Annotated in this window: 25 protein-coding genes and 2 pseudogenes; 5 read left to right on the plus strand and 22 right to left on the minus strand. The window is 64.6% G+C overall.

All coding sequences use genetic code 11. The features are described 5' to 3' along the window. Positions 1-34: 34 nt before the first annotated feature. The 9 genes and pseudogenes from AC04SI_RS25885 to AC04SI_RS25925 all read right to left on the minus strand — a co-directional run bounded on the left by AC04SI_RS25885 (position 35) and on the right by AC04SI_RS25925 (position 9,630). A complete protein-coding gene (locus AC04SI_RS25885) occupies positions 35-739 on the minus strand; it encodes a Crp/Fnr family transcriptional regulator (RefSeq protein ID WP_404281272.1) in 705 nt (234 codons plus the stop codon). Positions 740-882: 143 nt separating this feature from the next. Further along, positions 883-2,085, minus strand: a complete 1,203-nt coding sequence (locus AC04SI_RS25890; RefSeq protein ID WP_404281273.1) for an amidohydrolase family protein — start codon at positions 2,083-2,085, stop codon at positions 883-885. 317 nt (positions 2,086-2,402) lie between these two features. Continuing rightward, a complete protein-coding gene (locus AC04SI_RS25895; protein ID WP_404281274.1) occupies positions 2,403-2,888 on the minus strand; it encodes a GFA family protein in 486 nt (161 codons plus the stop codon). Between the two features lie 162 nt (positions 2,889-3,050). Then, positions 3,051-3,593 carry a cysteine hydrolase family protein gene (locus AC04SI_RS25900; RefSeq protein ID WP_404281275.1) on the minus strand — a complete coding sequence of 181 codons (543 nt, stop codon included), beginning with the start codon at positions 3,591-3,593 and terminating at the stop codon, positions 3,051-3,053. Between the two features lie 250 nt (positions 3,594-3,843). Then, positions 3,844-5,868 (minus strand): amidase, encoded by a 2,025-nt coding sequence (locus AC04SI_RS25905; protein WP_404281276.1) that lies wholly within the window; start codon positions 5,866-5,868, stop codon positions 3,844-3,846. A gap of 110 nt (positions 5,869-5,978) precedes the next feature. After that, a complete protein-coding gene (locus AC04SI_RS25910) occupies positions 5,979-6,368 on the minus strand; it encodes a tetratricopeptide repeat protein (RefSeq protein ID WP_488475148.1) in 390 nt (129 codons plus the stop codon). Then, positions 6,307-6,996, minus strand: a pseudogene (locus tag AC04SI_RS25915) (tetratricopeptide repeat protein); the annotation flags it as partial. The gene AC04SI_RS25910 and the pseudogene AC04SI_RS25915, both read right to left, overlap by 62 nt. 49 nt (positions 6,997-7,045) lie before the next feature. Next, a pseudogene (locus AC04SI_RS25920) lies at positions 7,046-7,798 on the minus strand (tetratricopeptide repeat protein); the annotation flags it as partial. 293 nt (positions 7,799-8,091) lie between these two features. Continuing rightward, positions 8,092-9,630 carry a WD40 repeat domain-containing protein gene (locus AC04SI_RS25925; RefSeq protein WP_488475149.1) on the minus strand — a complete coding sequence of 513 codons (1,539 nt, stop codon included), beginning with the start codon at positions 9,628-9,630 and terminating at the stop codon, positions 8,092-8,094. A 470-nt stretch (positions 9,631-10,100) separates the two neighbouring features. On the opposite strand from AC04SI_RS25925, the gene AC04SI_RS25930 reads away from it, so the two are divergent. The 4 genes from AC04SI_RS25930 to AC04SI_RS25945 all read left to right on the plus strand — a co-directional run bounded on the left by AC04SI_RS25930 (position 10,101) and on the right by AC04SI_RS25945 (position 10,723). Beyond that, positions 10,101-10,202 (plus strand): lasso RiPP family leader peptide-containing protein, encoded by a 102-nt coding sequence (locus AC04SI_RS25930; protein WP_192181609.1) that lies wholly within the window; start codon positions 10,101-10,103, stop codon positions 10,200-10,202. Positions 10,203-10,285: 83 nt separating this feature from the next. Further along, positions 10,286-10,387, plus strand: a complete 102-nt coding sequence (locus AC04SI_RS25935) for a lasso RiPP family leader peptide-containing protein (protein ID WP_404281279.1) — start codon at positions 10,286-10,288, stop codon at positions 10,385-10,387. A 65-nt stretch (positions 10,388-10,452) separates the two neighbouring features. Continuing rightward, positions 10,453-10,554 (plus strand): putative RiPP precursor, encoded by a 102-nt coding sequence (locus tag AC04SI_RS25940; protein ID WP_404281280.1) that lies wholly within the window; start codon positions 10,453-10,455, stop codon positions 10,552-10,554. A 76-nt stretch (positions 10,555-10,630) separates the two neighbouring features. Further along, on the plus strand, positions 10,631-10,723 hold the full coding sequence (locus AC04SI_RS25945) for a putative RiPP precursor (RefSeq protein WP_404281281.1): 93 nt from the start codon (positions 10,631-10,633) through the stop codon (positions 10,721-10,723). A gap of 6 nt (positions 10,724-10,729) precedes the next feature. Here AC04SI_RS25945 and AC04SI_RS25950 read toward each other — a convergent pair whose 3' ends face one another. From AC04SI_RS25950 to AC04SI_RS25985, 8 genes are all read right to left on the minus strand, one after another. Beyond that, complete coding sequence (locus AC04SI_RS25950; protein ID WP_404281282.1) at positions 10,730-11,926, minus strand: hypothetical protein; 1,197 nt, start codon at positions 11,924-11,926, stop codon at positions 10,730-10,732. A gap of 338 nt (positions 11,927-12,264) precedes the next feature. Then, on the minus strand, positions 12,265-13,035 hold the full coding sequence (locus AC04SI_RS25955; RefSeq protein ID WP_404281283.1) for an exodeoxyribonuclease III: 771 nt from the start codon (positions 13,033-13,035) through the stop codon (positions 12,265-12,267). Between the two features lie 9 nt (positions 13,036-13,044). Then, the gene (locus tag AC04SI_RS25960; RefSeq protein WP_488475150.1) at positions 13,045-13,689 is read right to left on the minus strand and encodes an alpha/beta hydrolase family protein; all 645 of its coding nucleotides are present in this window, start codon (positions 13,687-13,689) and stop codon (positions 13,045-13,047) included. Between the two features lie 232 nt (positions 13,690-13,921). Next, the gene (locus AC04SI_RS25965) at positions 13,922-15,025 is read right to left on the minus strand and encodes a tetratricopeptide repeat protein (RefSeq protein ID WP_404281380.1); all 1,104 of its coding nucleotides are present in this window, start codon (positions 15,023-15,025) and stop codon (positions 13,922-13,924) included. 14 nt (positions 15,026-15,039) lie between these two features. After that, complete coding sequence (gene ku / locus AC04SI_RS25970) at positions 15,040-15,945, minus strand: non-homologous end joining protein Ku (RefSeq protein WP_404281285.1); 906 nt, start codon at positions 15,943-15,945, stop codon at positions 15,040-15,042. A 109-nt stretch (positions 15,946-16,054) separates the two neighbouring features. Next, entirely contained in the window at positions 16,055-17,005 is a 951-nt protein-coding gene (locus AC04SI_RS25975; protein ID WP_488475151.1) for a toll/interleukin-1 receptor domain-containing protein, read from the minus strand. A gap of 243 nt (positions 17,006-17,248) precedes the next feature. Next, complete coding sequence (ligD, locus tag AC04SI_RS25980; protein WP_488475152.1) at positions 17,249-19,744, minus strand: DNA ligase D; 2,496 nt, start codon at positions 19,742-19,744, stop codon at positions 17,249-17,251. A 327-nt stretch (positions 19,745-20,071) separates the two neighbouring features. Beyond that, positions 20,072-20,296, minus strand: a complete 225-nt coding sequence (locus AC04SI_RS25985) for a hypothetical protein (RefSeq protein WP_404281288.1) — start codon at positions 20,294-20,296, stop codon at positions 20,072-20,074. Between the two features lie 183 nt (positions 20,297-20,479). Here AC04SI_RS25985 and AC04SI_RS25990 point away from each other — a divergent pair, with 183 nt between their 5' ends. Continuing rightward, complete coding sequence (locus AC04SI_RS25990) at positions 20,480-21,487, plus strand: aldo/keto reductase (RefSeq protein ID WP_404281289.1); 1,008 nt, start codon at positions 20,480-20,482, stop codon at positions 21,485-21,487. A 36-nt stretch (positions 21,488-21,523) separates the two neighbouring features. Here the strand turns inward: AC04SI_RS25990 and AC04SI_RS25995 are convergent, their stop codons facing one another. From AC04SI_RS25995 to AC04SI_RS26015, 5 genes are read right to left on the minus strand one after another with little or no spacing between them, the layout of a single operon-like run. Beyond that, positions 21,524-21,880: a hypothetical protein gene (locus AC04SI_RS25995; protein ID WP_404281290.1), complete on the minus strand. Its 357-nt coding sequence runs from the start codon at positions 21,878-21,880 to the stop codon at positions 21,524-21,526. Positions 21,881-21,888: 8 nt separating this feature from the next. Beyond that, the gene (locus AC04SI_RS26000; RefSeq protein WP_488475153.1) at positions 21,889-22,779 is read right to left on the minus strand and encodes a ribokinase; all 891 of its coding nucleotides are present in this window, start codon (positions 22,777-22,779) and stop codon (positions 21,889-21,891) included. Further along, positions 22,776-23,651, minus strand: coding sequence for a MurR/RpiR family transcriptional regulator (locus tag AC04SI_RS26005; protein ID WP_404281291.1), 876 nt, complete (start codon positions 23,649-23,651; stop codon positions 22,776-22,778). Before AC04SI_RS26005 ends, AC04SI_RS26000 begins: the two co-directional genes overlap by 4 nt. Beyond that, a complete protein-coding gene (locus AC04SI_RS26010) occupies positions 23,648-24,625 on the minus strand; it encodes an ABC transporter permease (protein WP_404281292.1) in 978 nt (325 codons plus the stop codon). Before AC04SI_RS26010 ends, AC04SI_RS26005 begins: the two co-directional genes overlap by 4 nt. Then, on the minus strand, positions 24,626-26,149 hold the full coding sequence (locus AC04SI_RS26015; RefSeq protein ID WP_488475154.1) for a sugar ABC transporter ATP-binding protein: 1,524 nt from the start codon (positions 26,147-26,149) through the stop codon (positions 24,626-24,628). Positions 26,150-26,172 lie beyond the last annotated feature (23 nt).

Consider the following 26,172-nt stretch of genomic DNA (forward strand, 5'->3'; position numbering starts at 1 on the left):
CGTCGGCCATTTCCGGTCCACGCCGCTGAAGGTGCTAGCCAAGCAGCCGGTCATAGTCGGCCTCGGCCTGGCCGTAGAAGCCGTCGGCGATGCTGACCAGACCGTCCCTGTCGCGAATGGTGATCGCGCCGCGTCGAGACTTGATGAGGCCGCGCCCTTCCAAAATCTGAAGACCGACCGTGACGCCGGGACGCCTGACCCCAAGCATGACCGACAGGAGTTCGTGGGTGATCAGGATTTGCTCGCCGGCCACCCGGTCATCACACATCAGCAGCCATCTGGCCAGCCGATCCTCCAGCTTCGCACGGGCATTGCTCAACGCAGTGGATCTGGTCTGGATATGCAGATAGTGGACATAGCGCAGCAGGAAGGGGCGAAGCGTCTGGCTGCTTTGGAGCGCGGCGTTGAAGGGTGCCGCATCCATGCAGACCGCCTCGCTCGTCATCTGGATGTAGCAATCGTGAGGTGCCCAGTCGGCGCCCATCACCAGCGCGGACCCGGACATGCCTTCGCGACCGATGATGCCGACCTCTGTGTCGAGGCCCGGCCGGTTCCTGGCCACCACCGAGGCGATGCCGCTTTCGAGGAAGCAAACCGAGCTGATCGGCTCGCCTGCCGTTTCGAGCGGATCCCTGAGGTCGAGGAAACGATTGTGCAAATGAGGCGCGAGCAGCGCAAAGTCGTCTGGGTTCATGCGGCGCAAAAGGTCGCTTTTATCCCTGCTGACCGTCTGGTCCATCGCACTCTCCCGAAAAGGGGCAAGAGCGCATGTCATCTCCCGGCCGCGTGCGCCCGGCGTCAGCGCCCATGAATGTGGCTGGCGATCTGCTCAGTGTACGCTTTCGAACAAAACTTGGCGAACGATATATTAGCCGCCCCTCATCACCGCGCCATCTTCCCATCCTTCGCGACAGCCCTGCCCCGGCGATATACGGTGCGCGCTCCCGGCACGGCGACCACAGCCTCGGGGACATGCTCGGCCGGCATGGCGACAAAGTCGGCGGCGGCGCCGACCGCGATGCCATAGCCTTCAAGCCGCAGCGCTTTTGCGCCGGCATAGGTCACCACGTCGAAGGCCGCTGCAAGTTCGCGGTCCTCGTAAAAGCCGGAGCGGTAGCCGATCAAATTGGCGCGCGAGAGCATGTCGCCATCGCCATAGGGCCACCAGGAATCGCGGATGTTGTCGGAACCGCTGAAGACGGTGACCCCGGCCTGCCGCAGCGCCGCGACCGGCGGAAAGGCGTGGTTGCCCGGGGCGTTGGTCATGATCGAAACACCTGAGGTAGCGAGCATCGCGCCGGCCTTGTTGAGCGCATCGGCGGGAATGTCGCCCAGCGCATAGGCGTGGCTGACCGCGACGTGGCCGGCCATGCCGAGTGCCTTTGTCCGATGTGCGATCTCCTCGATCTGAAACAGACCGAGGCTGCCGCCATCGTGCAGATGGATATCGACGCCGACGCCGTGCTTTTGCGCGAGGCCGAATACCACGTCGAGATGGCCCGATACGTCGCGATCGAAGCTAGCTGGGTCGAGCCCGCCGATCAGGTCGCAGCCCAGCCTGAGCGCCTCGTCGAGCAGTTCCGGCGTGCCGGGCGAAGACAAAATACCGCTTTGCGGGAAGGCGACGAGCTGGATGTCGATCAGGTCGTGATAGGCCGAGCGCACGGCAAGGATTGTTTCGAGGTGCTTCAGGCCGACCGAGCCATCGACCATGACATGGCTGCGCATGGCAAGGCTGCCATTGCCGATGCAGAGCTCGAGCTGGCTTTTCGCGCGTTCCGCCATCGGCGCGGCGGCGGCGAGGTTTTGTGCCTGGAACGCGACGCGCTCGCGCACGTCGAAACCGTCGGTGCACGGGATGTGCGGACGCCAGGCGTCGCCGTAAAAGGAGGTGTCGAGATGGATATGGCCCTCGACGAAACCGGGCACGACGAGCTGCCCACCGAGGTCGATGGTGGCGGCGGCGGTTGCTTGCGTCCGCTCGGCTGCCGGGGTGATGGCGCTGAAGCGCCCGTCGGTGACGATGAGATCGACCAGCGCGCCATCGGCCAGTTTTGCGTTCAGGAAAATCGTCTGCTCGGTCAAGGGCGCCGTCCATCGGTTGAAGCGCCAGTCGTCGCCGCTCGTTCGAAGGAGGTCAATGCGGGAAAGGCGAGAAAGTGTTTGCGCCGAATCCGTTCTTTAGCGCCCGCATATTCCGCTTTCGCGGAAGTTTCGGCGAACCAGCGATGTGCGATGCTGATTTTGCGGCGGTACGAGCCGCCCTGGTCGGCGCGAGCTCAGAGCACACCCCAACATGCGCCCCCGCAGCCGCGTCGACCACGGCAGGCCCGCGCCCCCATCAGGCAATATGTGGTGGCAACCACCCCTGCTCCGTCGGCACCGGCGCGACCAAAAAGCGATCAGCCGGCGGAGCCGCCTCTCACAAAGTTCTGGGCAAACTCGGCCGTCAGCGCCTCATACTCCTCCATCGCCGGCAGCGCCGCATAGCTGTGCACGGCCGGCGTCGTCGCCCAGGGCAGCCTCTCGCTGGTCCAGGTCTCGACGAAGGGCGTGAACCAGCCTGGATCGTCGAGCATGGTCGGGCGCAGGTTGACGAACCAGTCGAGCCCCTCCGGCCGCGTGAACATCCAGCTCATGCAATGCGGGCAGAAGAAATGCCGCGAGGCGCCGTGCAGGCCGCCGATCACCGGTTCGCCCTCAATGACTTCGAACCCGTCGCTCGGAATGGCGGCGCTCAGCGAATAGGCGCTGGCCGACATCGACTGGCAGCCCGTGCAATGGCAGGCCATGGTGAGCAAGGGCGGCGCGGAAATCTTCAGCCGCACGCGCCCGCAACGGCATCCGCCTTCGGCCGGCAAGGTCAGGTGTGGCAAGGTGGCCTCCATGGTTGCGTTATCCCTTCTCCCCTTGTGGGAGAAGGTGGATCGGCGCGAGGGCGCCGAGACGGATGAGGGGTGTTCCAGCGGAGTGAGACGCTGGCGTTCCCTGGAACACCCCTCATCCGTCGCCTTCGGCGACACCTTCTCCCACAAGGGGAGAAGGGGAGCTCAGTTCCCCGTCAGCGCCTTCGTCGTAACCAGCGTGACGCCGGCCTCCGTGAAGGCCGCGTTGTGGCGGGCGATGATCTCGGCGGCGGTCTCGCCGGGCGTGTCCATTGTCGAGTGGGCGTCGGAAACCACGGTGACGCCGAGCCCTTCGGCAAAGGCACCCTCCACCGTCGCGGCAATGCAAAAATCGGTCTGCGCGCCGGCAAGCACGACCTCGCCGGCGCCTTGCCCGGCCACCCATTCGCCAAGGCCTGAGTTGCTGAAAGCATTGCGAACACTCTTCGCGAAAGTCGGCTCATCCCCGGCCTGGCCGAGCGCCGGCCACACCGGCCAGCCCGGCTCGCCCGGCGCCAGCGGATCGCCCGTCGGCCCATCATGCCTGACAAAGGCCACCTTGCGCCCGCTCCGCCTCGCCCAGTCGATCAGCGCGCGGGCGCGGGCAACCATGCCGTCGGCATCATGGATAGGCGGCTCGAAGCGACCGTCGAACATGCCGGTCTGGAGATCGATGACGATGAGGGGCGCGAGGGCTGGTTCTGGCATGGCGCGAACATAGCGTGGGTGGCGGGTGGGTCAAGGATAGGGCGACGCTGAAGCAGCCAATCTCCCCCCTTGTGGGGGAGATGCCCGGCAGGGCAGAGGGGGGCGCGAAGGATCGCGGCCTTCCTGCATTCGCCCATCCGAAAGCCCGCGAGGATGGCGGATAGGTTGACTGAGAGGCTGGCGGGACAGCGCCCCCCTCTGGCCTGCCGGCCATCTCCCCCATAAGGGGGGAGATCGCAGCTTCCGCCCCTCACCCGATCCCGCCGGTCACCGCATAAGCGCCGGCGGTGCGGCCGTCCTCAGCTCGCACCAGCGCGGTGACGATGGAGCCGTAGGCGCTCCGCCAGATGCTGTGGAACCCGGCGTGCTCGCGCGCCGGAACCAGCACGCGCCCGGTGAAGCGCCTGCCGATGCGCTCGCACGCGACGAGCTCGCCATTGACGTGAAGCGTTACGCTCGCCGTTGATGCTTCGTCTGCATCGACCTGCAAGTCGAGCGTGACAACGATCTGGTCCTGATCGCCGGAATCTCGCTTCTCGGCAGCAAGCGCAATGCTGAGCGGCTCGCCTTGCCAGTCACCCACCCGGCCGCGACCAGCGGAAAACACATCGTCCGGCAATTCCGGCGTGCGCGGCGGGCTTGTGCGGCGGGCAGCTGAGCGCTCATAGTCGCCGGCCATGCGAAGCAGTTCCACATCGCTATAAGCCTTGCCGGCGAAGGTAAGGCCGACCGGCATACCGATATCGGCCATGGTGCCCATCGGCACTGTGACGGTCGGAATGCCGAGGTGACGCCAGACCAGATTGCCGTTGGCGACCCAGGTGCCGTTGCGCCAGGCAAGGGCTGCCGAGGCCTTGTCGATATCGGCATCCGCCGGCCCGACATCGGCCACGGCCGGTAGCACCACCGCGTCGAGGCCTTGATCGTCGAGCCAGTCCTCGAAGTCGATCCGTCGCGTCGCCTCCAGGCCTTTCAGGCCCGCTTCCAGCGTCGGGATGTCGGCGAAGGGCGTCACGCCCAGCTTCGCCCGCTCGACATACTCCGCCAGGTCGAAACCGTCCTCGCCATAGCGATCCGGCAGCGTCCCCGGCGGCTGCGGGAAGATCTTCGGGCCGTCGACCGAGACAAGATCGGGAATGGCCGGATCGGCATTGGCGCGCAAAAAGTCATCCCAGGCAAAGATGCAGAGATCCCAGATCTCGCGCTCGGCGAACTCTTGCGGCAGCAGACCGCGCTCGACCATGGTTTTCGTACCCGGGCGGTCGCGCTCGTAGTTGGAGACGACGGGAAAATCGACCTCGACAATCTTTGCGCCGAGCCGCTCCAGATCGCGCGCCGCCTGCTGCCACAGGTCCAGCACCGAGGCGCGGATTTCGATCGGCTTGGCGGCTTCCGTATCGCGGCCAATATACATGCGTGGCACGCCGAGCCGCTTGCCACTCAGCGCGCCCTTCAGCTCGAGCGCGGTGTAGCTTTGCGGCCGCACGTCACTGGACTTCGGCAGCGCCACCCAGGGCTGCGCGCGCCAGAAATCACCGCGCGTCTCCGCGTCGTCGGCGACGATCACGTCGAGCAGTTCCAGCATGTCAGGCACCGAGCGGGTGTGCGGCACCACCACGTCCATGGTCGGCACCAAGGGCCAGTTGCCGCGCACCGAAATGACGCCGCGCGACGGCGTATAGGCGACCAGCGCGTTGTTGGAGGCCGGCGCCCGGCCGGACGACCATGTCTCCTCGCCGAGGCCGAAGGCAGCGAAGCTCGCGGCCGTTGCCGTCCCCGATCCGTTGGACGATCCGGAGGCGAAGGCGGCGGTCAGGTAGTCGCCATTGTAGGGGCTTTCGGCGCGGCCATAGACGCCGCGCTGCATGCCGCCATTGGCCATCGGCGGCATGTTGGTCAGCCCGATCAGCACAGCGCCGCCGGCGCGCAGGCGCGCGATGGTGAAGGCGTCCTCACTGGCGACGAGATGCTCGAAGGCCGGCGAGCCGGCGGCTACAGTCAGTCCCTCCGCCTTGTAGCTGTCCTTGGCGGTGTAGGGGATGCCGTCCAATGGCCCGCGGGTCGCGCCAGCCCTGCGGCGGCGGTCGGAGGCAGCCGCCTCCTCGAACATTTTGGGGTTGAGGACGGGCACGGCGTTGAGGGCAATGCCATGGCGGTCGTACTGGGCGATGCGCCGGAGATAGGCGCCAACCAGTTCGACGCTGGTGACGGTGCCCTCTTCCAGCGCACGGCGCAGGTCGGCGATTGAGGCTTCGACGAGGTGGAGGTTGGTCATCGGATACTACTCGGATGGCATTTCTTCACCTCTGCCCGGCCGGGCATCTCCGCAGCAAGGGGGAGATTTGGAAGCTTCGCCGATTTCGCAGCGTTGCTTGGGCACTCAGCTCACAACATCTTGCTGTCGAGCTGGCCGTTTTCCTTCATCAGCTCAATCCAGGTCTTGGCACTGGCGTTGCCGTGCCCCGCCGCCTTCAAGAACCATTTGGCGGCTTCCTTGTAGTTGGGCTTCCCGCCGATCCCGCGATAGTAGAGCGTGCCCAGGCTGAACTCGGCATCGACATTGCCCGCCTTTGCAGCTTCCAGCCACCAGGACTCGGCAGCCTTGTCGTCTCTTGCAATGCCCACGCCGTTGGCGGAGGCGTAGGCCAGACTGAGCTGGGCATCGATTTCCCTGTCGCGCCGCCTTGAGCCACCATGCCGCCGCATCCGCACCGCTTTGCGGAACGCCGACACCCTCGGAATAGGCTGTGCCGAGCGCTTTCTGTGCGAAGGCATTGCCCTGGTCGGCGGCTTTGCGCCAGAGCCTTGCCGCCCGAAAGGCGTCCTTCGTCACTCCCATACCATCCCAATACAGTCCACCGAGAGCGAACTGCGCAAGGTCGTTGCCCTTGTCGGCCGCCTTGCTCAGCCAATCGAATGCCCGCCCCTCGTCCTTCCCGACGCCCTGCCCGTCCCGATACACGACCCCGACATTGTACTGCGCGACCACATGGCCTTTGAGGGCGGCCTTCATCCACCATTGGAAGGCCAGATTATCGTTCTGCGCGAGGCCGTGACCCTGGCTGTAAAGGATGCCAAGCAGGTATTGAGCGTCGGCGTTTCCGCCGTCTGACGCCTTTTGTGCCCAAGTCGCGGCCAACGCATCGTCCCGCCTGACGCCTTCGCCAAGGGAATATGCCCGGGCCAGATTGGCACCGGCTTCGGCATTCCCCGCTTCCGCGGCCTTGCGCCACCAATAGACCGCCTGCTCGTCGCTCTTCGCGACGCCTCGGCCCATCGAATAATATCCGCCCAGATTCGACTGAGCGAACAAATAGCCCTGATTGGCAGCCTTGTTCATCCACGCAAATGTCTGGCCGTCGTCCGTGGCGACGCCTTTTCCCTGCCCATAAGCAGCCGCCACCGCGTATTGCGCATCGGCCAGACCGGCAGTTGCAGCCCTTCATCCACAATTCGAATGCCAGGCGGTCATCCTGACCAACGCCGTGGCCAAGCGAATAGAGAGTGCCCAGCAGAGCCTGGGCATTCGGCTCGCCCTTGTCGGCCGCCCTTCGCGTCCACATCACGGCGAGCTGATCGTCCTTCTTGAGACCTTGGCCGAGATAGTAGGCACGGCCGATGCAGAAGATGGCTTCGGCGCTCCCGCCATCGGCTGCCTTGCGCCACCAGGAGAGGGCCTCCTCATAACTTTGCGTAACACCCTGGCCCTTCGCATACAGGACGCCGACGACGTACTGACTATTCGCATTGCCCTTGTCGGCTGACTGCCTGGCAAACTTCAACGCCAGCTGATCGTTTCTTTCGACCCCTTGGCCGTTGGAGTAGGCTTGGCCGAGAGAATATTCGGCTTCCCCGCTCCCCTGATCAGCCGCCTTGCGCCAACAATAGAGAGCCTGCTCATAACTTTGCGCCAGACCCTGGCCATGCCAGTACAAGACGCCGAGCTGGTACTGCCCATTCATGTTGCCTTTGTCGGCGGCTTTTCGTGAAAAACTCTCGGCAAGCTGATTGTCCTTTTCGACTCCCCTGCCCATAAAGTAGGCTTGACCCAGTGCGGCCATGGCTTCCGCATTGCCGCGCTCGGCGGATTTTTTCCACCAATACACCGCTTGGCCGTCATTTTGCGCCACGCCCTGGCCGCGCCAGTACAGCGCGCCGAGCTGGCCTTGTGCATCGGCATTGCCCATCTTCGCCAACAGCGACATCTGGCGGTATGCCTCGATGTAGTCCTTGGCGAGGAATGCCGCCTGCACCTTTCTTATGGCAGACCACTGAACGTAATAATTGCGAGCCGGCCAAAACAGCACGACCGCAGTCAGCACAAGCAAGACGATCGGAACAATTCTTCGGCGACGCGGCGCGGTCGGACTGAAAACTGTCGTATCCGCTTCAAGCGGCCAGTCGTTGTTGCTCACGGTCCCCAACCCATTTGCGATCCCCAGCAATCATTAGCGCAAGCCGCGCTGATGTGGAATATCCGCGGTTGTGGATACCTCCGCTATTCCGGCGCGCCGGCGAACAGCACCACGCCGTCGCCGCCCGCCCCTGGCCAGTCCCTGATGGCGCGGTCGTAGCCGCCGGTGAGCAGCGTGCCGTCGGCGGCGAAGGCGACCGAATAAAGCGGCCCGGTGCCTGGATCGAACTCGGCGATCTCGGCGCCGGTGTCCATGTTCCAGAGCCGCGCCGTTCCGTCGAGCGAGACCGAGGCAAGCCGCTTGCCGTCGGAGGAAAGCGCGATTTCATAGACGGTGCCGGAATGGCCCTCGAAGCGGCGCACTTCCTTGAAGGTGTCGAGATCCCAGAGCTTGATCGTGTAGTCGCCGCTGCCGGTCACCGCATGGTGGCCGTCGGCGGTGAAGACGGCGCCATAGGTGCCCTGCTCGTGGCCGTGCCAGCTGCGCAACTGCTTGCCTGAAACGATGTCCCAGAGCTTCAACTCGCCGTCGATGCTGCCCGAGATGGCGCGCGTGCCGTCAGGCGAGACGGCGCTGACGGACCAGTCGTGGCCCGGCAGCACATGCAGCACGCTGCCCTTGTCGATATCCCAGACGATGACGCTGCCGGTGTCGTGGCCGCTGACGGCCAGTCTGCCGTCCGGGCTGATCGCCAGGTTCCTGACGCCACCATTCGTGCCTGAGGAAAAGACGTGCAGCACCGCGCCATCCGAAAGTTGGCGCAGCACGATCTCGCCGTCGTCGCCCGCGGTCAGTGCCCGCTTGCCGTCGGGCATGAACAGCGCCGTGCGCGCCATGTCCTTGTGGACACCGAGATCGCGGATCAGCCGCTTGCCGTCGATGTCCCAGAGCTTGATCATGCGGTCGGTGCTGGCGCTCATGATCTGATGCCCGTCGGCCGACACCGCCAGCCAGACCACGGCATCGCGATGGCCGTCGGGCTGGGTGGGTTGCGGCGGCGCGGATGGTGGCGGGGGCGCCACGGTCTGTGGCGGCGGGGCAGCCTGCGGCGGCGCAGGTGCCAGTGCCGTCTTTGGCGGTTCTTCCGGGGCCGGCGCAAGAGCTGGCGGCGTGACCGGCGCCGGCTCGGCTGGAGGCGGTGTCTTGACGACCTGCTCTGGTGGCGGAGCCGGCGTGACGGGCGATGGGGCCGCCGGCGCCGGCGGCGGAGCATCGGCGACATCCTGACCCTTCGGCTCGGCGGGCACCTCCCCGCCCGTCCGCCATGGACCGAACTGGTCGGCCAGCAGTGCCAGCACGGCGAGCATCGGCAGGGCAAGGAAAACCAGGCGCAGGCGCGGCCTGCCCGAAACCTGCACTTCCGCCGCCCGGCCGAACAGTCGCGCGCCGCGCTGGCGGCCCGGCCAGCCCGGCAACAGGCCTTGCCAGAACAGCAGCGCACCAAGCGCGCAGACCAGCGCCGCCGCCAGGAATGCCACGAGCCGCAGGGACGCCGCATCCGCCAGCGGATGCGCCAGGCGGCTCAAGGCGAAAGTGCCTGGCAGCAGGTACAGATGCGCCAGACAGGCCAAGGCAACGGCCAGCACAAGAAACGCCAGCAGCCTGTCAACAGACCTGTTCATCGGTTCCCCCCGCAGCGGCGCCAGTCTCCCCCGCGGGAAGAAAGCGATATCAACATCCTAGCCGAGCTCGTCGCGAAGGCTAGAGCAATTCCAGGAAAAGCGCGCGGCGGTTTTCCGTCCGTAATTGCGTAAAAACAAATAGTTAGAGCAGGTCGGCGATTCAATCAATTCGATCAAAAGCTGAACCTATCCAAGTGTCGGAAATTGCGAGATCGGGGACGTCTCCATCAGGGAGCCATTGCGGGCCTACTGCTTTCGGGAAAGACCTTGGAATCACAGATCTATGCGGCCGACGCGCGAATATCCGAATGCGCAACGCGCTGCTGCCTGTGTCTTTCGCGTCACTCCGCACGGGCGTCGAGAGCAGAAATGCCGACTTCTTCAAGAATAGAGGGCAACAGCGGCCGGCATGGTTGACAGGAAACACGAGTCTGACATTATCCACGCGGGATATTCTGGAGAGTTCGATCATGAAGAAGACCTATGAGAAGCCGGTGCTTGTCAAGAAGGGCAGGCTTTCCGCGATCACCGCCGCCAACGGCGCCTCCGGTCCTGTTGTGCTGCCGGGCTGATCTCAGCCGGGCAGACACTCACCCATGATTGACGGAAGACGGCAGCCCGACATTGCCGGGCTGGGAATCTTGGAGCGTTGGGCATGAAGAAGACCTACGAGAAGCCGGTGCTTGTCAAAAAAGGCAGGCTTTCCGCGATCACGGCCGGCAACGGCGCTTCCGGCCCCATCGGGCCCGCAGGCTGATTTCAGCATCCTTGATTGAGCGAAGATGGCAACCTGACTGCATAAGATCCTTGGAGGACTTGGACATGAAAAAGACCTATGAGAAGCCGGCGCTTTTCAAGAAGGGCAGGCTTTCCGCGATCACCGCCGTCAACGGCGCTTCCGGACCTGTCATCACGCCGCAATAATCTCGGCGGGCCAGGCGCCCTTCCGCGATTGACGGCAAGCCGATGTTGCCGGCACAAGATTTTGGAGAGGTCAGGCATGAAAAAGACCTATGAGAAGCCGACGCTTGTCAAGAAGGACAGGCTTTCGGCGATCACGGCCAACGGCGCGCTCTCGAACCCAACACTCTGATTGATCTCAGAAGACCAGAACCAGGTCATCCACGACAAGCTGCCAATGGTGTCTGGTCGACAGGCGAACTCGTGTTACGGCCTTGAGCATTGGGGCATAGTGGCACGGCGTCAGTGCCGACAGGACTATCTCGTCGCTGCGCAGCAATTCCTCCCCTAGCCAGCTTTCGACCAGCGCAATCTCGCCCTCGCAGGCCAGCCATGCGGCGGTCAGCATCACCGAATGAAAGCCGAAGGGGCGATCGCGGCCGAATTCGGCCGGATGGCCGCTGCTGGTGTAGGCGAAGTGATCGCCGGAAACGTTGCCGTTGACGTAGCCCTCGCTGTTCTTCGTGTTGTCACGCGACATGGCGTTGAGATTGCGCCAGTCGAGCCCGGCGTGGCCGCAGGGGACCTTGCGCAGGCTGCGCTTGGTGACGTCGTCGAAGCCGATCGTCCGCAGCGGTGCGTCCGGCGCGACGGAGCCGGGCGACAGCAGACCGAGATCGGTCGGATAGGACGACAGCGCCAGCCGCCGGTCGAGGCCGTCGCCGGAGATCTCCACCGCATCTGCCCGGCTGGCGAGATCGACGCGAAACGACGAGCTTGGAGCCAGTGTCCGGCTTTCGAGAACCTCGCCCTTGCCCATCACCGAAAGCGTCGCTTGCGCTGCCGCCGGCATCCTGCCCGCCAGGTAGCGGCCGGGTACAAGGCCGACCGGCGTCGGAAGGCTATCGCCGGCGAGGCCGACCAGGGATTCGGGCGCGGCGTGCAAGCGTATCGACTGGTTCTCGTTGGCACCGCTGGCGCGCCAGCCCGGCGGCACGGAGACCGAAAACCGGTAGAGGCCGGGCACGCGGAGCGCGGTCCGGCGCCGCTTCGTCGACATGGTGAAGTTGGCGAAGCCGCCATTGTTGCTGCGCGCCGCCTTGACGAAGGCGCCCCGTTCGTCGAACAGCCGCACCATGATACCGGCCATTGGCCGGTCGGCAAGGCCGTATTTGCCGTCTCCGTCGACGTCCATATAGACGAAGGACGAGAAGTTGAGCGTGCTGGTGGTGCTGGGGGCCCAGCGCGTGCGCACCGCATAGTCGCCGGCGGGATTGGCCCGGCGTCGGGCGATCTTGCGCTCACGCGCCTGCCGCAGCAGCACGGCAAGCAGCGCGGCGGCGGTGAGGATAACGCAAGAGGTGACGAGGATTGCGGTCAGGCCGATGTCAGGCAAGCCCGGCACCTCTCGGCGGGGACGTGTCGGATTTGGCGAATAGGCTAGGCATCGTTGCGATCCGTGGTGGTGCTTTGCCCGCAACCTAACTTGGGATGTGGCCGCTGGACAGATAGCGCCTCCCCTTCTCCCCTTGTTGTGGGAGAAGGTGGCCGAGCGAAGCTCGGTCGGATGAGGGGTGCTCCAGCTTGGCGAATACTTCTGTCTCCAACCGAGCCAGAATGCCGCATCGGTGGCTTGATCGCTGACGCCTCATTTCTTCCAGTACCCCTCATCCGTCTCGGCGCTGCGCGCCGATCCACCTTCTCCCACAAGGGGAGAAGGGGAAGGCGTCTCCCTCACCGCAACTCCACCCACACCGGCGCGTGGTCGCTGGCGCCGTCCTGCCCGCGCACGGCGCGGTCGATGCCGGCGGCGGTGAGCTTGTTGGCGAGCTTCTTCGACAGGAGGATGTGATCCAGCCTGAGCCCCGCGTCGCGCGGCCAGCGGTTGCGGCGATAATCCCAGAATGTGTAGAGCGTTTCCTTCGGATGCTTCTTGCGCAGCGCGTCGAGCCAGCCCTGGTCGAGCAGCCGCTGGAACGACGCCCGGCTCTCCGGCTGCACCAGCGCGTTGTCGTCATAGGAGCGGGTCGGGTAGATGTCGCGCGGTTCGGGCACGATGTTGTAGTCGCCGACCAGCGCCACCGGCAGGCCGGTGTCGAACAGCTGCTCGGCATGCGCCTCCAGCCTTTCGTGCCAGGCGAGCTTGTACTGGAATTTCGGGCCGGGCTGCGGGTTGCCGTTCGGCGCATAGAGGCAGGCGATGACGATGCCGCTGACCGCCGCCTCGATGTAGCGGCTCTGCTTGTCGGCCTCGTCGCCGGGCAGGACATCGCGGGTCAGCACCGGTTCGGAACCGCGCGCGAGAATGGCGACGCCGTTCCAGGTCGGCTCGCCCTTCCACACCGCGCCATAGCCGGCCGCGGCAAGCGCCGAGCGCGGAAACTGCGTGTCGCGCGCTTTCAGCTCCTGCAGGCAGACGATGTCGGGCTTTGCTGCGGCGAGCCAGGCCAGCAGGTTATCCAGCCGGCTGTTGACGTTGTTGATGTTGAAGCTGGCGATCTTCATCGGGCGGCGTCAGGCGGTGATCCTGCCCGTCCACACCTTGACCGCCTCGGCCAGTGTCTTCAGATGATCGGCGGCGGAAAAGCCGGAGATACTCTTGCGCGGCTTAAGGTCATGATCGCCGTCCTCCAGCCAGACCATTTCGATGCGGTCGGAGAGATCGTAGGTCGCGACCTCGTCCGGCGTACCGAACTCGTCGCGCGTGCCCTGGAAGATCAGCGTCGGCGTCTTCAGCTCCGCAAGATGCTTTGTCCGCAACTGCGTCGGCTTGGCGGGTGGATGGAAGGGGTAACCAAGGCAGACGAGGCCCGAAATCTCGCCCTTGGCAAACATCTCGTCGGCGACCATCGAAGCGACGCGCCCGCCCATCGACTTGCCGCCGATGATCAGCGGGCCGCCCACGCCCTTTGCCCTGAGGTCGGCGATCGCCTTGATGTATTCCGGGTTCACCGTCTCGGCGCGCGGCGGCGGCTTGCGGTGGCCATAGCGGCGGGCGGCCATATAGTGGAATTCGAAGCGCGCAACCTGGAAGCCGGCCGCTGCCAGTGCCTTGGCCGTGGCGGTCATCGAGGTTGAGTCCATCGACGCGCCGGCGCCATGCGCAAGCAGGATGGTGACAGGGGCGTTGTCGTCGCCGTCGAAGAGGAAATAGGTCATGGGGTGGCCCTTCGCGCGACGGTGACGGCGCCGATCTCCCCCCTCGTGGGGGAGATGCCCGGCAGGGCAGAGGGGGGCGCGAAGGAACGCGGGCCTTCGGTCAAATCTCCCCGGAACAATACGCTCTGAAACGAGCCGATCGGTCGGCGGGACAGCGCCCCCCTCTGTCCTGCCGGACATCTCCCCCACAAGGGGGGAGATTGGCCGTCATCTCGGCCTTCGCCAACCATCGTCACCCCGCCGTCCGTGCCAGCTGCAAATCCACGAACTGGATCCCCTTGGTCGCCATACGCGCCCATTCGGAACTGGCGTCGAGTTCGAGGTAGCGCGCCCAGTTGCGGCGCGCCTCTAGCAAATTGCCGGCATCGAATTCCAGCCGGGCCAGGTTGAACACCGGATCGGCATAGGTCTTGTCGAGCGCGATGGCCTTTTGCAGATGCCGGCGGGCCGAGGCCACGCGGCCCTCGTCGCTCATAAGCCCCGCAAGGTTGAACCAGGCCTCGACGAAGGCTGGGTCGAGTTTTATGGCGCGGGCATAGTCGTGTGCTGCTTCCGCCGTGCGGCTGGCGCCGCGCAGGCAGTTGGCGCGATTGAAGGCGGCGATGGCGTCGGTCGGATCGATGGCGAGGCAACGCTGGTAGAGGGCCGTCGCATCGTCGTGACGGCCGTCCTCCTCCGCCGCTTCGGCCTCCGCGAACAGCTCCTCAAGCGTGTCATCGTCAGGGGACCCGAGATCGAACAGCAGCTGGCCGTCGAGCTCGCTTTGGCCATCCTCGAGATAGATCGCATCCGGGCGCCCGTGCTGCGAGCCGACATTGAGCGACTTGGCGGTAAGCGAAGCGACCGGGCCGGAGCGGTGCACCGAGCGCGCGATCGCGCCCCAGGACGCGCCACCCGATATCAGCCCGGCATATTTGCGGGCGAGGATGAGGTCGCGGAAGGAATAGGGCTCGCTATCGTGCTCGAAGGCATCGAAGAGCGAGAGCAGGTCGAGATCGGTGGCGCCTAGCCGAGACTGGTCGAGGAGCGACTGCCTTGAAAGTGCGGACGCCTCCGGCGCTTTCATCAGGCCGAGCAGGCGCAAAAAACCGTTTTCGCTGGCGAGCGCGCGGTCGGCGGCGCGCTCGGCCAGGACGCGGCGCTCGATCTGGGCGTCGCCGTTCTTGGTGATCGCTGCCTTGGCGAGCAGCGCGCGGCCGAACACGACATGGGTCGTGCGCCGGGTGACGCCGCGCCGCAACTGGCCCTGCCGGCGCTCGACCTCGCGCGCGGCGAGCCTGAGCGGAAACGCCGCCAGCGCGCCGACGACGCCGAAGACGGCGCCGGGTGGAACTATACCGGTGGCCGCCGTCACCCTTTGCTCTTGCCGACGGCCTTCAGAAGGTTGGCCTTCAACGGGTTTTCCTTGGCAGCGCCTGCCTTGGCCTTGGCGGCAGGCTTTTCGGCCTCGTCCGCCTTGCTCTTCGACTTGGCCGGCGGCTTGGCCTGCTGCGACAGGCTGGCCTTCAGCGCATCCATGAGGTTGATAACGTTGCCGCGCTCGGGGGCCGCCGCGATGATCGGCTTGTGGCCCTTCAGCTTCTCGCGGATCATCGCCATCAGCGCGATCTCGTAGCGGTCCTCGTAGTTCTTCGGATCGAAGGTGGTTTCCTTCTGCTTGATCAGCGCTTCGGCGAGCTGCAGCATTTCGGCATCCGGCTTGCCGGCCGGGATGTTGCCGAAATATTCAGCCGTTCCACGCACTTCGTTCGGGTTCCTCAAGGTGCAGACGAACATACCGTTCTCGCGCGCGCCGATGGTCACCACGCGCTCGCGGCTGGACAGCACCAGGCGGGCGATCGCCAGCTTGCCGGATTTGCGCATGGCTTCGCGCAGCACGGCGAAGGTCTCTTCCGCCATGGCGCCGTCCGGCGCCAGATAATAGGGCGCGTCCTGGTAGATGACATCCACCTCGTCCTCGTCGACGAAGGCCTCGATGTTCATCGTGTGGTTGGATTCGATCCTGACCGCGTCGAGGTCGGTATCATCGATGATGATATACTGCTTGTCCTCGTATTCGTAGCCCTTGACCAGGTCCGAGCGCTCGACCAGGCCGAGCTCGGGGTCGACCGGCTTCATGTTGATGCGGTTGTGGGTCTTCTTATGCAGCTGGTTGAAGCTGATGCGTTCGCTCGCGCTGGTGGCGGGGTATAGCCGCACCGGACAGCTGACCAGACTGAGCTTGAGGTAACCTTTCCAACTTGCCCTGGGCGCCATGAAACACTCCTACGCGGCCATGCACTGACAAACTTTTTGCAGCGCTTCGTCCGAAGGACGAAGGAGGCTGCGGAACTCCTACATCGAGCCTCAAGATACCGGCAAATCCCTAGCGAAATGTTTTAGCGCGGGTTGGGTTGCCGACGGATGGGGCTGACGATGGAGAATAATTCAAATTGTAGGAAGCGTCGATGGCACCCCTCCTCCTCGGATCAGGCCCGAGGATGACGACCGGAGAGGCGACGCGTGTCCCGCCACCGAGAAGTCTGACCCAAAAATAGACGTCTTCCTCACCGTCTTCCCATCGAGCAAGTTGTTCGGTCGTAATTGGCCTGTGGACGCAGCCACAAGAAATTGCTTGCCCATTGCAGAGACTGCAGACCTCAACATCGCATCCGTGAGTATGGTACTGTCCCACAAGAACACCACAATCATGACAGTGCTGCTTAGGGGTTATTCCGTCTTCTATAATCCAAGGCTCGCTGCCATAACGTATTCTAGGTAGCGCCTGCGTTATCAGTGTATGCGGCTGTGTTTGAGCAAGGACGATTTGTGCAGGATGAGCACGGTGCATGCGTTGGCCTTGATACTCTACAAACTCCGGTTGAGTTGAGAGCGATTCAGGCAGTGAGGGCTCTTTGATCCCAAGCTTCTTAGGCAGCAGAGCGGCAACACCCTCGTCGCCTACCTTCCTGTGATCCAAGTAGCCAATCGTCTGACTGATCCCAGGAAGGCTTGTGTCGTCCAATCTAACAGGAAGAATGTATTCTTGGTTTTGTTTGAACGCACGCGCTTGCGCTTGTTTTAGCTCATGCTTCGTCCAGAGCTTGTCGGCATAGTGCTTGGATGACAAGATCACACAAAATCGTGCCTTGGATTGATAGATTTCGCTGAGGTGCTGATAGAGGTCCTTCCCCCAAAGTGAAACGACCTCAAATTCGTCGTAAAACACCCGCACAGAGTGGTGTCTGACGATTGTCGCTACAGCCTCAGCCACTGCCCTGTCCTCGCCGGCGAACGACAGGGCGACATCGTATTCGAAAGTAGATTTCTTGGCCATGTCGCCGCACAATGCCGCACGATGGACGGGTCGGCAACTTCTTGAGGCGACGCAAGACCGCTCGCACCCACAATTCACAATTTCTCGCACCCAACGGTTATCGCGACCTTAGGGGACTCAATGCCCATGGAGCGACCATTCAGGTCCGTTGCATTCTTCAGCCACCGGGAGGGTGCCGCGTCGCTTCGTTCCTTGCAACGCTCTAGGATGATAACGCGTTGAGGTTGCGCTGACGCTCCTGAGCTACTTTCCCTCAAACACCGGCAAATCCCGCGCAAACTCATCGATCTCGGCCCAGGGATCGCCCGACGTCGCCAGCAACCCTGGCAGCGATGCATAGTTCAAATCCTGCGGCGCATCGATCGACTCCAGATCCGTCCAGCTCACCGGGGTCGAGGCCGGCAGATTGGTGCGGGCGCGCAGCGAATAGGGCGCGGCCGAGGTATGGCCGCGGGCGTTGCGATGGTAGTCGATGAAGATGCGGCGCTTGCGGTTTTCCTTGCCCATGGTGGTGGTGAAGGTGTCGGGCGCGGTGGCGGCCAGATGGGTGGAGATGGCGCTGGTCGCCTGGTGCAGTTTCTTCCAGTTCTGCTTCTGCGTCACCGGCACGGTGATGTGGATGCCGCTGCCGCCGGACGTCTTGGCGAAGGGCACCAGTCCCAGCGCCTCCAATCCGCCCTTGATGTGCACGGCTGCCTCCACCACCTCGCGCCAGGCAATCCCCTCGCCCGGGTCGAGGTCGAAGACGATCTGGTCGGGCTTGTCGAGTTTCGTGCGGTGCGTGCCCCAGGTGTGGAACTCGACGACGCCGAACTGGGCGAGCGCCAGATAGCCTTTTGCATCCTCCACGGACAGGTAGGTTTTGGTCTCGCCCTCGGAATTGATCGACTCGAAGACAGCCACCGAAGGCGGCATGCCGGTGAAGGCGTGGCGCTGGAAGAAACAGTCCTTTGGCAGGCCGGTCGGGCAGCGCACCAGTGATACCGGGCGGCCGATGATGTGCGGCAGCATGAAGTCGCCGACCAGCGCGTAGTAGACGGCGATGTCGAGCTTGGTCGGCCCGGTCTTGCCGAACAGCCGCCGCTCGGGATTGGTGACCCAGATGGTGGCGAGGTCGGCCTCCGAAATCAGGCGTTTACGCTTGGCCGAGACCGGCGTCGACAGGCCGACATCCCTGAGGCCACGGAAAACACCGTGGCGCAACGCATTGTCGGCGGTGCGGTTGGCATAGTGGATGCGGGCCGACAGCAGCGGCCGCACCCAGTTCATCTCGCGCATGATCTCGCGCGGCACGCCCTCCGGCGGCGTGGCGCCTGCGGTGAGCGGCTCCAGCCGGGCGAGCAATTCTCGTGCCGTCTCGGCATCGAAGCCGGTGCCGACCTTGCCGCGATAGTGCAACTCGCCGTCCTCGAATTCGGCCATGCCCAGAGCGGCCAGCCCTTCGGCAGCATCGGAGGTGGTATAGCCGGCAATGATGAAATCGTCCTTTTGTAGCGCCTTGACCTTGGTCCAGCTCTTGGTGCGGCCGCTCTGATAGCTGGCGCTGGCGCGCTTGGAGACGACGCCTTCCAATCCCAGCTCCGTCACCTGGTCGTAAAGCCCCTGCCCGCCGCCTTCGACATGGTCGGAAAACTGGATGGCGGAGTTGGCGCCGAGGCCGGCGAGCAGTTGCGCAAGCAGCGCCTTGCGCCTGATGAGCGGCGCTTTCCTCAGATCCCAGCCGTCCAGATAAAGCAGGTCGAAGGCATAGAAATGCAGCTTGTTGCCGGCGCCTTCGGCCAGCGCATCCTGCAGCAGGGCGAAACGGCTGATGCCTTTGGCGTCGAGCACGACAATCTCGCCGTCGATGATGGCATCGTGACACGGCAGTTTGGCGAAAGCGTGCGGCAGGTCGCCATAGCGCTTCGTCCAGTCGATGCCGCCGCGGGTGATCAGCCTGACCTGCCCGTCCGCCAGATGCGCCGCGGTGCGGTAGCCATCGAACTTGATCTCGTGCAGCCAGGTCTCGCCGGTGCGTTCGGCGGGATCGTCGCTGCCTGGCGGTTTTGCCATCTGCGTCGCCAGTTGCGGCTCGATGCGGGTGGGTGCCGGGCCTTGCACGGCGCCGGGCAGCGCGCCGGCCTCCAGTACAAGCGGTTTGGCAGGTTTTGCCGCAGGCTTCGGCGGCGCCACCAGCTCCTCGATGCGGCGGCCGGATTTCACGCTTTCCGGCCGCTCGCTGAGAATGTCGAGCCTGGTGTCGGCGGCGAGGTCGCGCTCCTTGAACAGCAGCCAGTTCTTCTTGCCCTCGTCCTCGCCGGGCTTGGGCTTCAGCCTGGTCAGCATCCAGCCGCCATTCAGCTTGTCGCCGGCGAGGCGGAACTTGAAGGCGCCGGTGCGAAAACTCTTCTCGACATCGTCCATCGGCGCCCAGGTGCCCGTGTCCCAGACGATCATCGGCCCGCCGCCATATTCGCCTTCGGGGATGACGCCCTCGAAGTCGATATATTCGAGCGGATGGTCCTCGGTCTCGATCGCCAGGCGCTTGTCGGCCGGGTTGAGCGAAGGACCGCGCGGCACCGCCCAGCTCTTCAGCACGTCGCCAACCTGCAAGCGCAGATCGTAATGGTCGGCGGTGGCGTGGTGCTTGTGGACGACGAAGCGGTTGCCCTCATCGGCAAGCAGCCCGCCCGCCGGCTCCGGCGTTTTGGTGAATTCGCGCTTGGCGCGATAGGCTTTGAGTTTGGAAGGGGCTGGCATGTCAGAAACCGAGGCGCGCGGCAGACGGGAACAATCGCCTCATTCCTTCGCGCCCCCCTCTGTCCTGCCGGACATCTCCCCCACAAGGGGGGAGATTGGATGTCACCGCCGATTTCGCCAATCGGTAACGTTGCAAGGAGCGGAGCGCCGGAACTGCCGATCTCCCCCCTTGTGGGGGAGATGTCCGGCAGGACAGAGGGGGGCGCGACAGAGCGCTACTTCTGATCCGCTCGCATTCTTTGATCCACGTCACGGCATGGATCCCAGGGTCTGCGCGACGTCGCTTCGCTCCTGCTCCGCCCTGGGATGACGAAGGGATCACGCGGCTCAATCGTCGGTGGCCGGCGTCAGTTCGAGCTCGGCAGGTGACAAGCCCCGCTGCAGCTGGCTCAGCCGGAACTCATCGACCCAATAGGCTTCGCCGTCGACCAGCACGCGCGCCTGATAGGCGCCGCCGGAGAAGCTCTGCGCGGTGACATAGACCTTGTGGCGATCAAGCGCCTTGCGCACCGCGGCGCGCTTGGATTTCTGGGCAGTGACAGGACTGGCCATCGGCTCACTCTTCACACATGGCCGCCATGGGCGACCTGCCTTAAGGATGGCGGAGAGCGTCGATTGAGTCAATTTGCGAGGCGGCGACGCGCGATCTCCCCCTCGCCTCGCCCTCGGCCGGCTGGACGCAAGGCAGGCGGCCCCTATAGTTTCACCGAGATACTTTTCTCCGGAGATAGGCAGATGACCCTCGGCACACACAAACTCGGCAGCCAGGGGCTGCAGGTATCGGCGATCGGCCTCGGCTGCATGGGCATGAGCCAGTCCTACGGGCCGGCCGACGAGGCGGAGTCGATCGCGACGCTGCACCGTGCCATCGAGCTCGGCTGCACCTTCCTCGATACGGCGGAAGTGTACGGCCCCTACATCAATGAGGAATTGCTCGGCCGGGCGCTGAAGGGCCGGCGCGCCGATGTGACGATCGCCACCAAATTCGGCTTCCGCATCGAGAACGGCAAGCAGGTCGGCACCGACCGCGACAGCCGGCCCGAACATATACGCGAGGCGGTGGAAGGCTCGCTCGGCCGGCTCGCCACCGACCATATCGACCTGCTCTACCAGCACCGCGTCGATCCGGATGTGCCGATGGAGGACGTGGCCGGTGCGGTCGGCCAGCTTGTCGCCGAGGGCAAGGTGCGCTTCTTCGGCCTGTCGGAAGCAGGTGCGGCCAACATAAGCCGCGCGCACGCCGTGCATCCGGTGTCGGCGGTGCAGAGCGAATATTCGCTATGGGAGCGCAATCTGGAGCCGGAGATCATGCCGCTGCTCAAGGAACTCGGCATCGGCCTGGTGCCGTTCGCGCCGCTCGGCCGCGGCTTCCTCGCCGGCGACGTCAAACGCGCCGAAGACTATCCGGAAGGCGATTTCCGGCGCGGCGACCCGCGCTACCAGGGCGCCAATTATGACGCCAATGTCGCGGCGGCCTCAACCGTGCGCGACATCGCCGGTGTCAAAGGGGTCAAGCCCGGGCAGATCGCTTTGGCCTGGCTGCTGCACAAGGGTAATGATTTCGACATCGACATCGTGCCGATCCCCGGCACCAAGCGGCGACACTATCTGGAGGAAAACGTCGCGGCGGCCGCGATCGAACTCGATGCCACCGAAATGCTGGCACTCGACGTGGCGCTGGCACCAGGCAAGGTCGCAGGCCCGCGCTACGGCGAGCGGACGATGTCGATGATCGATCGGTAGGGTCTGGGCGTCCGCGGCCAATGACGCTTCGGGCCGTCAATCGCCGGCGGTGACGATATTCACCACCTCCATCTGATCGAGCCCAAGGCTGCGTGCGCAGACCAGAGCATTCGGCACCACCCAGTATGGCGAGTCAGCATCGAACGGTGCCGCACCGCGTGTGAGATTGAAGAGAGCTTTTGCGCATGCCTCCTCGAACATGTACTGCGCAATGGCTTGATTGTCCTTGGCCCTCTCTGCACGCAGCGTCTTATGCCGGATGTGACCGAATAGGTGATACGCCTTCGACCAGGAACCGCGGTTGTCGACCATCTTGCGCAGCCTATCGAGTGTCTCAGCTTCGCGAACATGTGGCCTGAAAAACTCAATCAAATCCCTGATTTCACGTACCATCTCGCCCCTCACCGCTCCCCTTCCGGCGTCGCCACCAGCCTAGCTGCGGCGGCGTTGGCGGCGGCAAGTGCCGCCTCGACCGGCTCGCTACGAGCAAGTGCGGTCGCAAACGCTCCAACGAACTCGTCGCCGGCGCCATGGGTGCTGACGACCTTCACCGGAATGCCCGCCAGCGCGAGGGCCTCACCCGTTTGGTCGCAATAGGCGACCCCATCCCCACCGGCTGTGACGATCGCGGCCGGGTAGGCATCTACCAGGCGGCGCGCCGCTTCGACGGCGCCTTGCAGCGTGTCGACGACCGGCACGCCGGCCAGGAACTCTGCCTCGATGGCGTTGACGATGACGATGTCTACAAGCGCGATCAATTCGCCCGACAGTTCGCGAGCCGGGGCGGCGTTAAGAACGATACAGCCGCCGGATGACTTCACGGCGCAGGCGGCGGCGATGTTGGCGGCTTCCGGCACCTCGTTCTGTAACAACAGCACCGAGGTTTCGGCGATCGTTGTGCGGGCGGCGGCGATGTCCTGTTCGCCCAGAGTGAGATTGCTGCCCGAGACGATCACCGCGCCATAGTCGCCGCTCGCGTCAAAGATCGCGACACTCATGCCGGAGCCGGCGCCGGGTTCGATCCGCACGAAGCGGCGGTTCACACCGTTGCGGTCGAGATTGGTGAGTAGCGCCCTGCCGAAATCATCGTCCCCGACGGCGCCGATCATCGCCGCACGCACGCCGGCCCGCGCCGCCGACACCGCCTGGTTGCCGCCCTTGCCACCACATTTGGGGTGCCAGGCATGGCCCGTCACCGTCTCACCCTTGCGCGGGCGGTCGGGCGCATCGACCATGATGTCGTAATGGAGGCTGCCGAAGACGGTGACCAGCGGCGTTGTCGACGGCGTCATGTGCCCCGGTCTTTTCGTTTCGACGTCACTGCCGACATGGTGCGGCCGAGATTGCGCTCCGCCGCCTGGTAGTCGCGCTGCGCGACCGCGACGAACAGCGCGTCGAGGATGTTGAGTTGGGCAATGCGCGCGGCCGCGTTCTCGCCCATCAGCGGCGAGCCCTGCGCCGTCGAGCACAGCACGATGTCGGCAATCTGGGCCAGCGGGGAGTTGTCGTAATTGGTGATGGCTAAAGTGCGGGCGCCGCTCTTCCTGGCAAGCTGGATGGCGTCGATGACGGCTGACGTGTTGCCGGAATGCGAGAAGCCGACGGCGACGTCGTCGGCGCCGAGCAGCGAGGCCGACATCAGCATCATGTGGGAGTCGTCGTAGACCGAGGCGCGGATTCCGATGCGCAGGAATTTGTGCGACACGTCGCGGGCGATCTGAGCCGAACCGCCGACACCGTAGAAGTCGCGGTTCTTCGCCCTGTAGAGCAGATCGGCGGCGCGGTCGAAATCCTCCATGTCGAGGATGGCCAGCGTCTCCTCCAGCGCCTGGATCGAGGTGCGGAACACCTTTTGCACGATCTCGGCCGAGCTGTCGTCGGCCGACAGTTCCTGATGCATCTCGGCGGTCGGCAGGCGGCTGTACTCGTAGACGGCGGTGCGGAAGTCGCGATAGCCGGAAAAGCCGAGCTTCTTGGCGATCTTGACCACCATCGCCTCCGAGACGCCGGCCTCCTCGGCGATCTGCTTCAGCGGAATGGTGTCGTCGAAGCCGCGCCGGCCGAAGACGGTCTCCACCACCTTCGCCTCCAGTGGGGTCAGATGCGGCATCATCATGCGGATGCGCGGTCCTACGGCTTTCAGATCCAGGCTGCTCAAGGTCATCCACGTCCCCTCGTCACGCGATCGATAAGCATCGCGGCGAGGATTATAAGGCCAGTTGCAAGCAGCTGATAGAAGGACTGGACGTTCATCAGCGTCAGGCCGTTGCGCATGGCGCCTAGGATGACGGCGCCCAGAATGGTTCCGATGACGCTGCCCTTGCCGCCCATCAGCGAGGCGCCTCCGATAGCGGCCGCGGCAATCGCGTCAAGCTCCCAGAGATTGCCAAGGATGGGCTCGGCGGCACCCAGCCGGCCGATCAGGATCTGCGCGGCAAGGGCCGCCAGAAGTCCCGATATCATGTAGGCGGCGATCTTGGTGCGGGCGATCGGTACGCCGGCGATGTAGGCGGCCTCCTCATTGCCGCCGACGGCGAGCAGATATTCGCCGAAAGGCGTCTTCTTGAGGATGATCCAGGCGACCAGCGCGACGACGGCGACGATGACGACCGCCAGCGGCAGGCCGAACAGCGAGCCGTTGAAGATGGCGCGGAAGCCGGCCGGCAGGCCAAGTACCGGATTGCCGCCGGTGTAGATCAGCGCCAGCGCCCGGTAGGTGCTGAGCGTTCCCAGCGTGACGATGAAGGGTTGCAGCCCGACATGGGCGACGAGCACGCCGTTGAGCACGCCGCAGGCAAGGCCGATGGCAAAGCTCGAGGCGATGGCGAGCGGAAACGGCACGCCCGCGACCAGCATCGAGGCCGAGATGACCGCCGAAAGTGCAGCTGTCGGCCCGACGGACAGGTCGATGCCGCCGGAGATGATGACCAGCGTCATGCCCAGCGCCAGGCAAGCGTTGATGCTCGACTGCTGCAGGATGTTGATCAAATTGCGCTCGGCGAAGAAGCCCGGCACCAGCGCGCCGAAGACGGCGAGGATGACGATCAGGCCGATCAGCGTGCCCGCGTCGCGCATGGAAAACCGGTGCAGGAAATCCGCCTTGGGCCGCGTTGCTGTATTTTCCGATATGTCCGTCATCTACTGCCTTGCCTGCGGTCCGGTTTTGCCGGCCTGCATTTGCGTTTGTGGTATGGCATGCGCCGCGATCGCCTGTTCGCTGAGACTTGCGCGGTCGAGCTCGGCAGCGACCGTGCCGTCGCGCATGACCAGCACGCGGTCGGCAAGCCGGATCACCTCGGGCAGTTCGGAAGACACGACAACAACCGAATGGCCCTCGGCGGCGAGCTCTTCGATCAGGTGGTAGATCTCCGCCTTGGCGCCGACATCGATGCCGCGCGTCGGCTCGTCGAACAGAAGGATGCGGGTCCCTGCCGCGAGCCAGCGGCCGATGATCGCCTTTTGCTGGTTGCCGCCACTGAACAGGCGGATCGGCCCGTCGAGCAGGAACGGCCTGAGATTGACCCGCTTCATCTTCTCGGCGGCCACCCGCTTCAGGCGGCGATGATCGATGACGCTGCGCGGCGCGAACACGCCCATCGAGGCCAACGCCATGTTGCTAGTGATGGAGCGCAACGGCACGATGCCTTCGCGCTTGCGCTCCTCCGGCACCAGGCCGATGCCGGCGGCGATGGCGTCGCGCGGGCCGGAAAACCTGACCGCCTTGCCGTCGATCTCGATGGTACCGGACGACGCACGGTCGGCGCCGGCCAAGAGCCGCAGCAACTCGGTGCGGCCCGAGCCGACCAGGCCGGCAATGCCCAGCACCTCGCCGCGATTGAGGTTCAAGGACACGTCGTGCACCTTGGTCGCCGAGGCGAGCCCGCGCACGATGAGCCTGACATCGCCGGTGGCATGAGAACGGTGCTGTTCCTGGGCAAGCTCGCGGCCGACCATCATGGCGACGACGGATTTTTCCGACACCTGCGCGAGATCAACGGAATCGACCACGGCACCATCGCGCATGATGGTGGCGCGCTTGCAGATGCCGAACACCTCGTCCAGCTTGTGCGAGACATAGACGACCGCGACGCCGTCGCGGGCAAGGCCGACGATGACCTCGGCCAGGCGCTCGAATTCGCTCGGCGTCAGGCTCGATGTCGGCTCGTCCATGGCGACGATCCTGGCGCGATCGAGCAGCGCGCGGGCGATCTCGACAATCTGCCGCTGCGCCACCTTCAGGCTGCCGAGCGGGGCTGCCGGATCGATAAATGGGTCGAGGGCGGCAAGGGCTTCAGCGGCGCGGCGTTCCTGCTCGCCTCTGGCGACAAAGATGCCGCCACGGGTCAGCGGATGGCCGAGAAACATGTTCTGGGCGACGCTGAGGCGCGGCACCTGCTGCAGTTCCTGATGGATCATGGCGACACCGGCGGCGCGCGCCGCGACCGGGTTGTTCAGCGTCACTGGCTGGCCGTCGATCAGGACGCTTCCCGCTGTCGGCCGGTAGACCCCCGACAGGACGCGCAGCAGCGTCGACTTGCCGGCGCCGTTCTCGCCAAGCAGGCCATGGATCTCGCCGGCGCCGACCGAGAAGGACACGTCGTCGAGGGCCCGCACGGCAGGAAACAGCTTGGAGATACCTGCGAATTGCAGCCGGGGTGACATAGGTACCATTCTCCGGGCAAGTC

The organism is Mesorhizobium sp. CNPSo 4689, assembly GCF_057784325.1.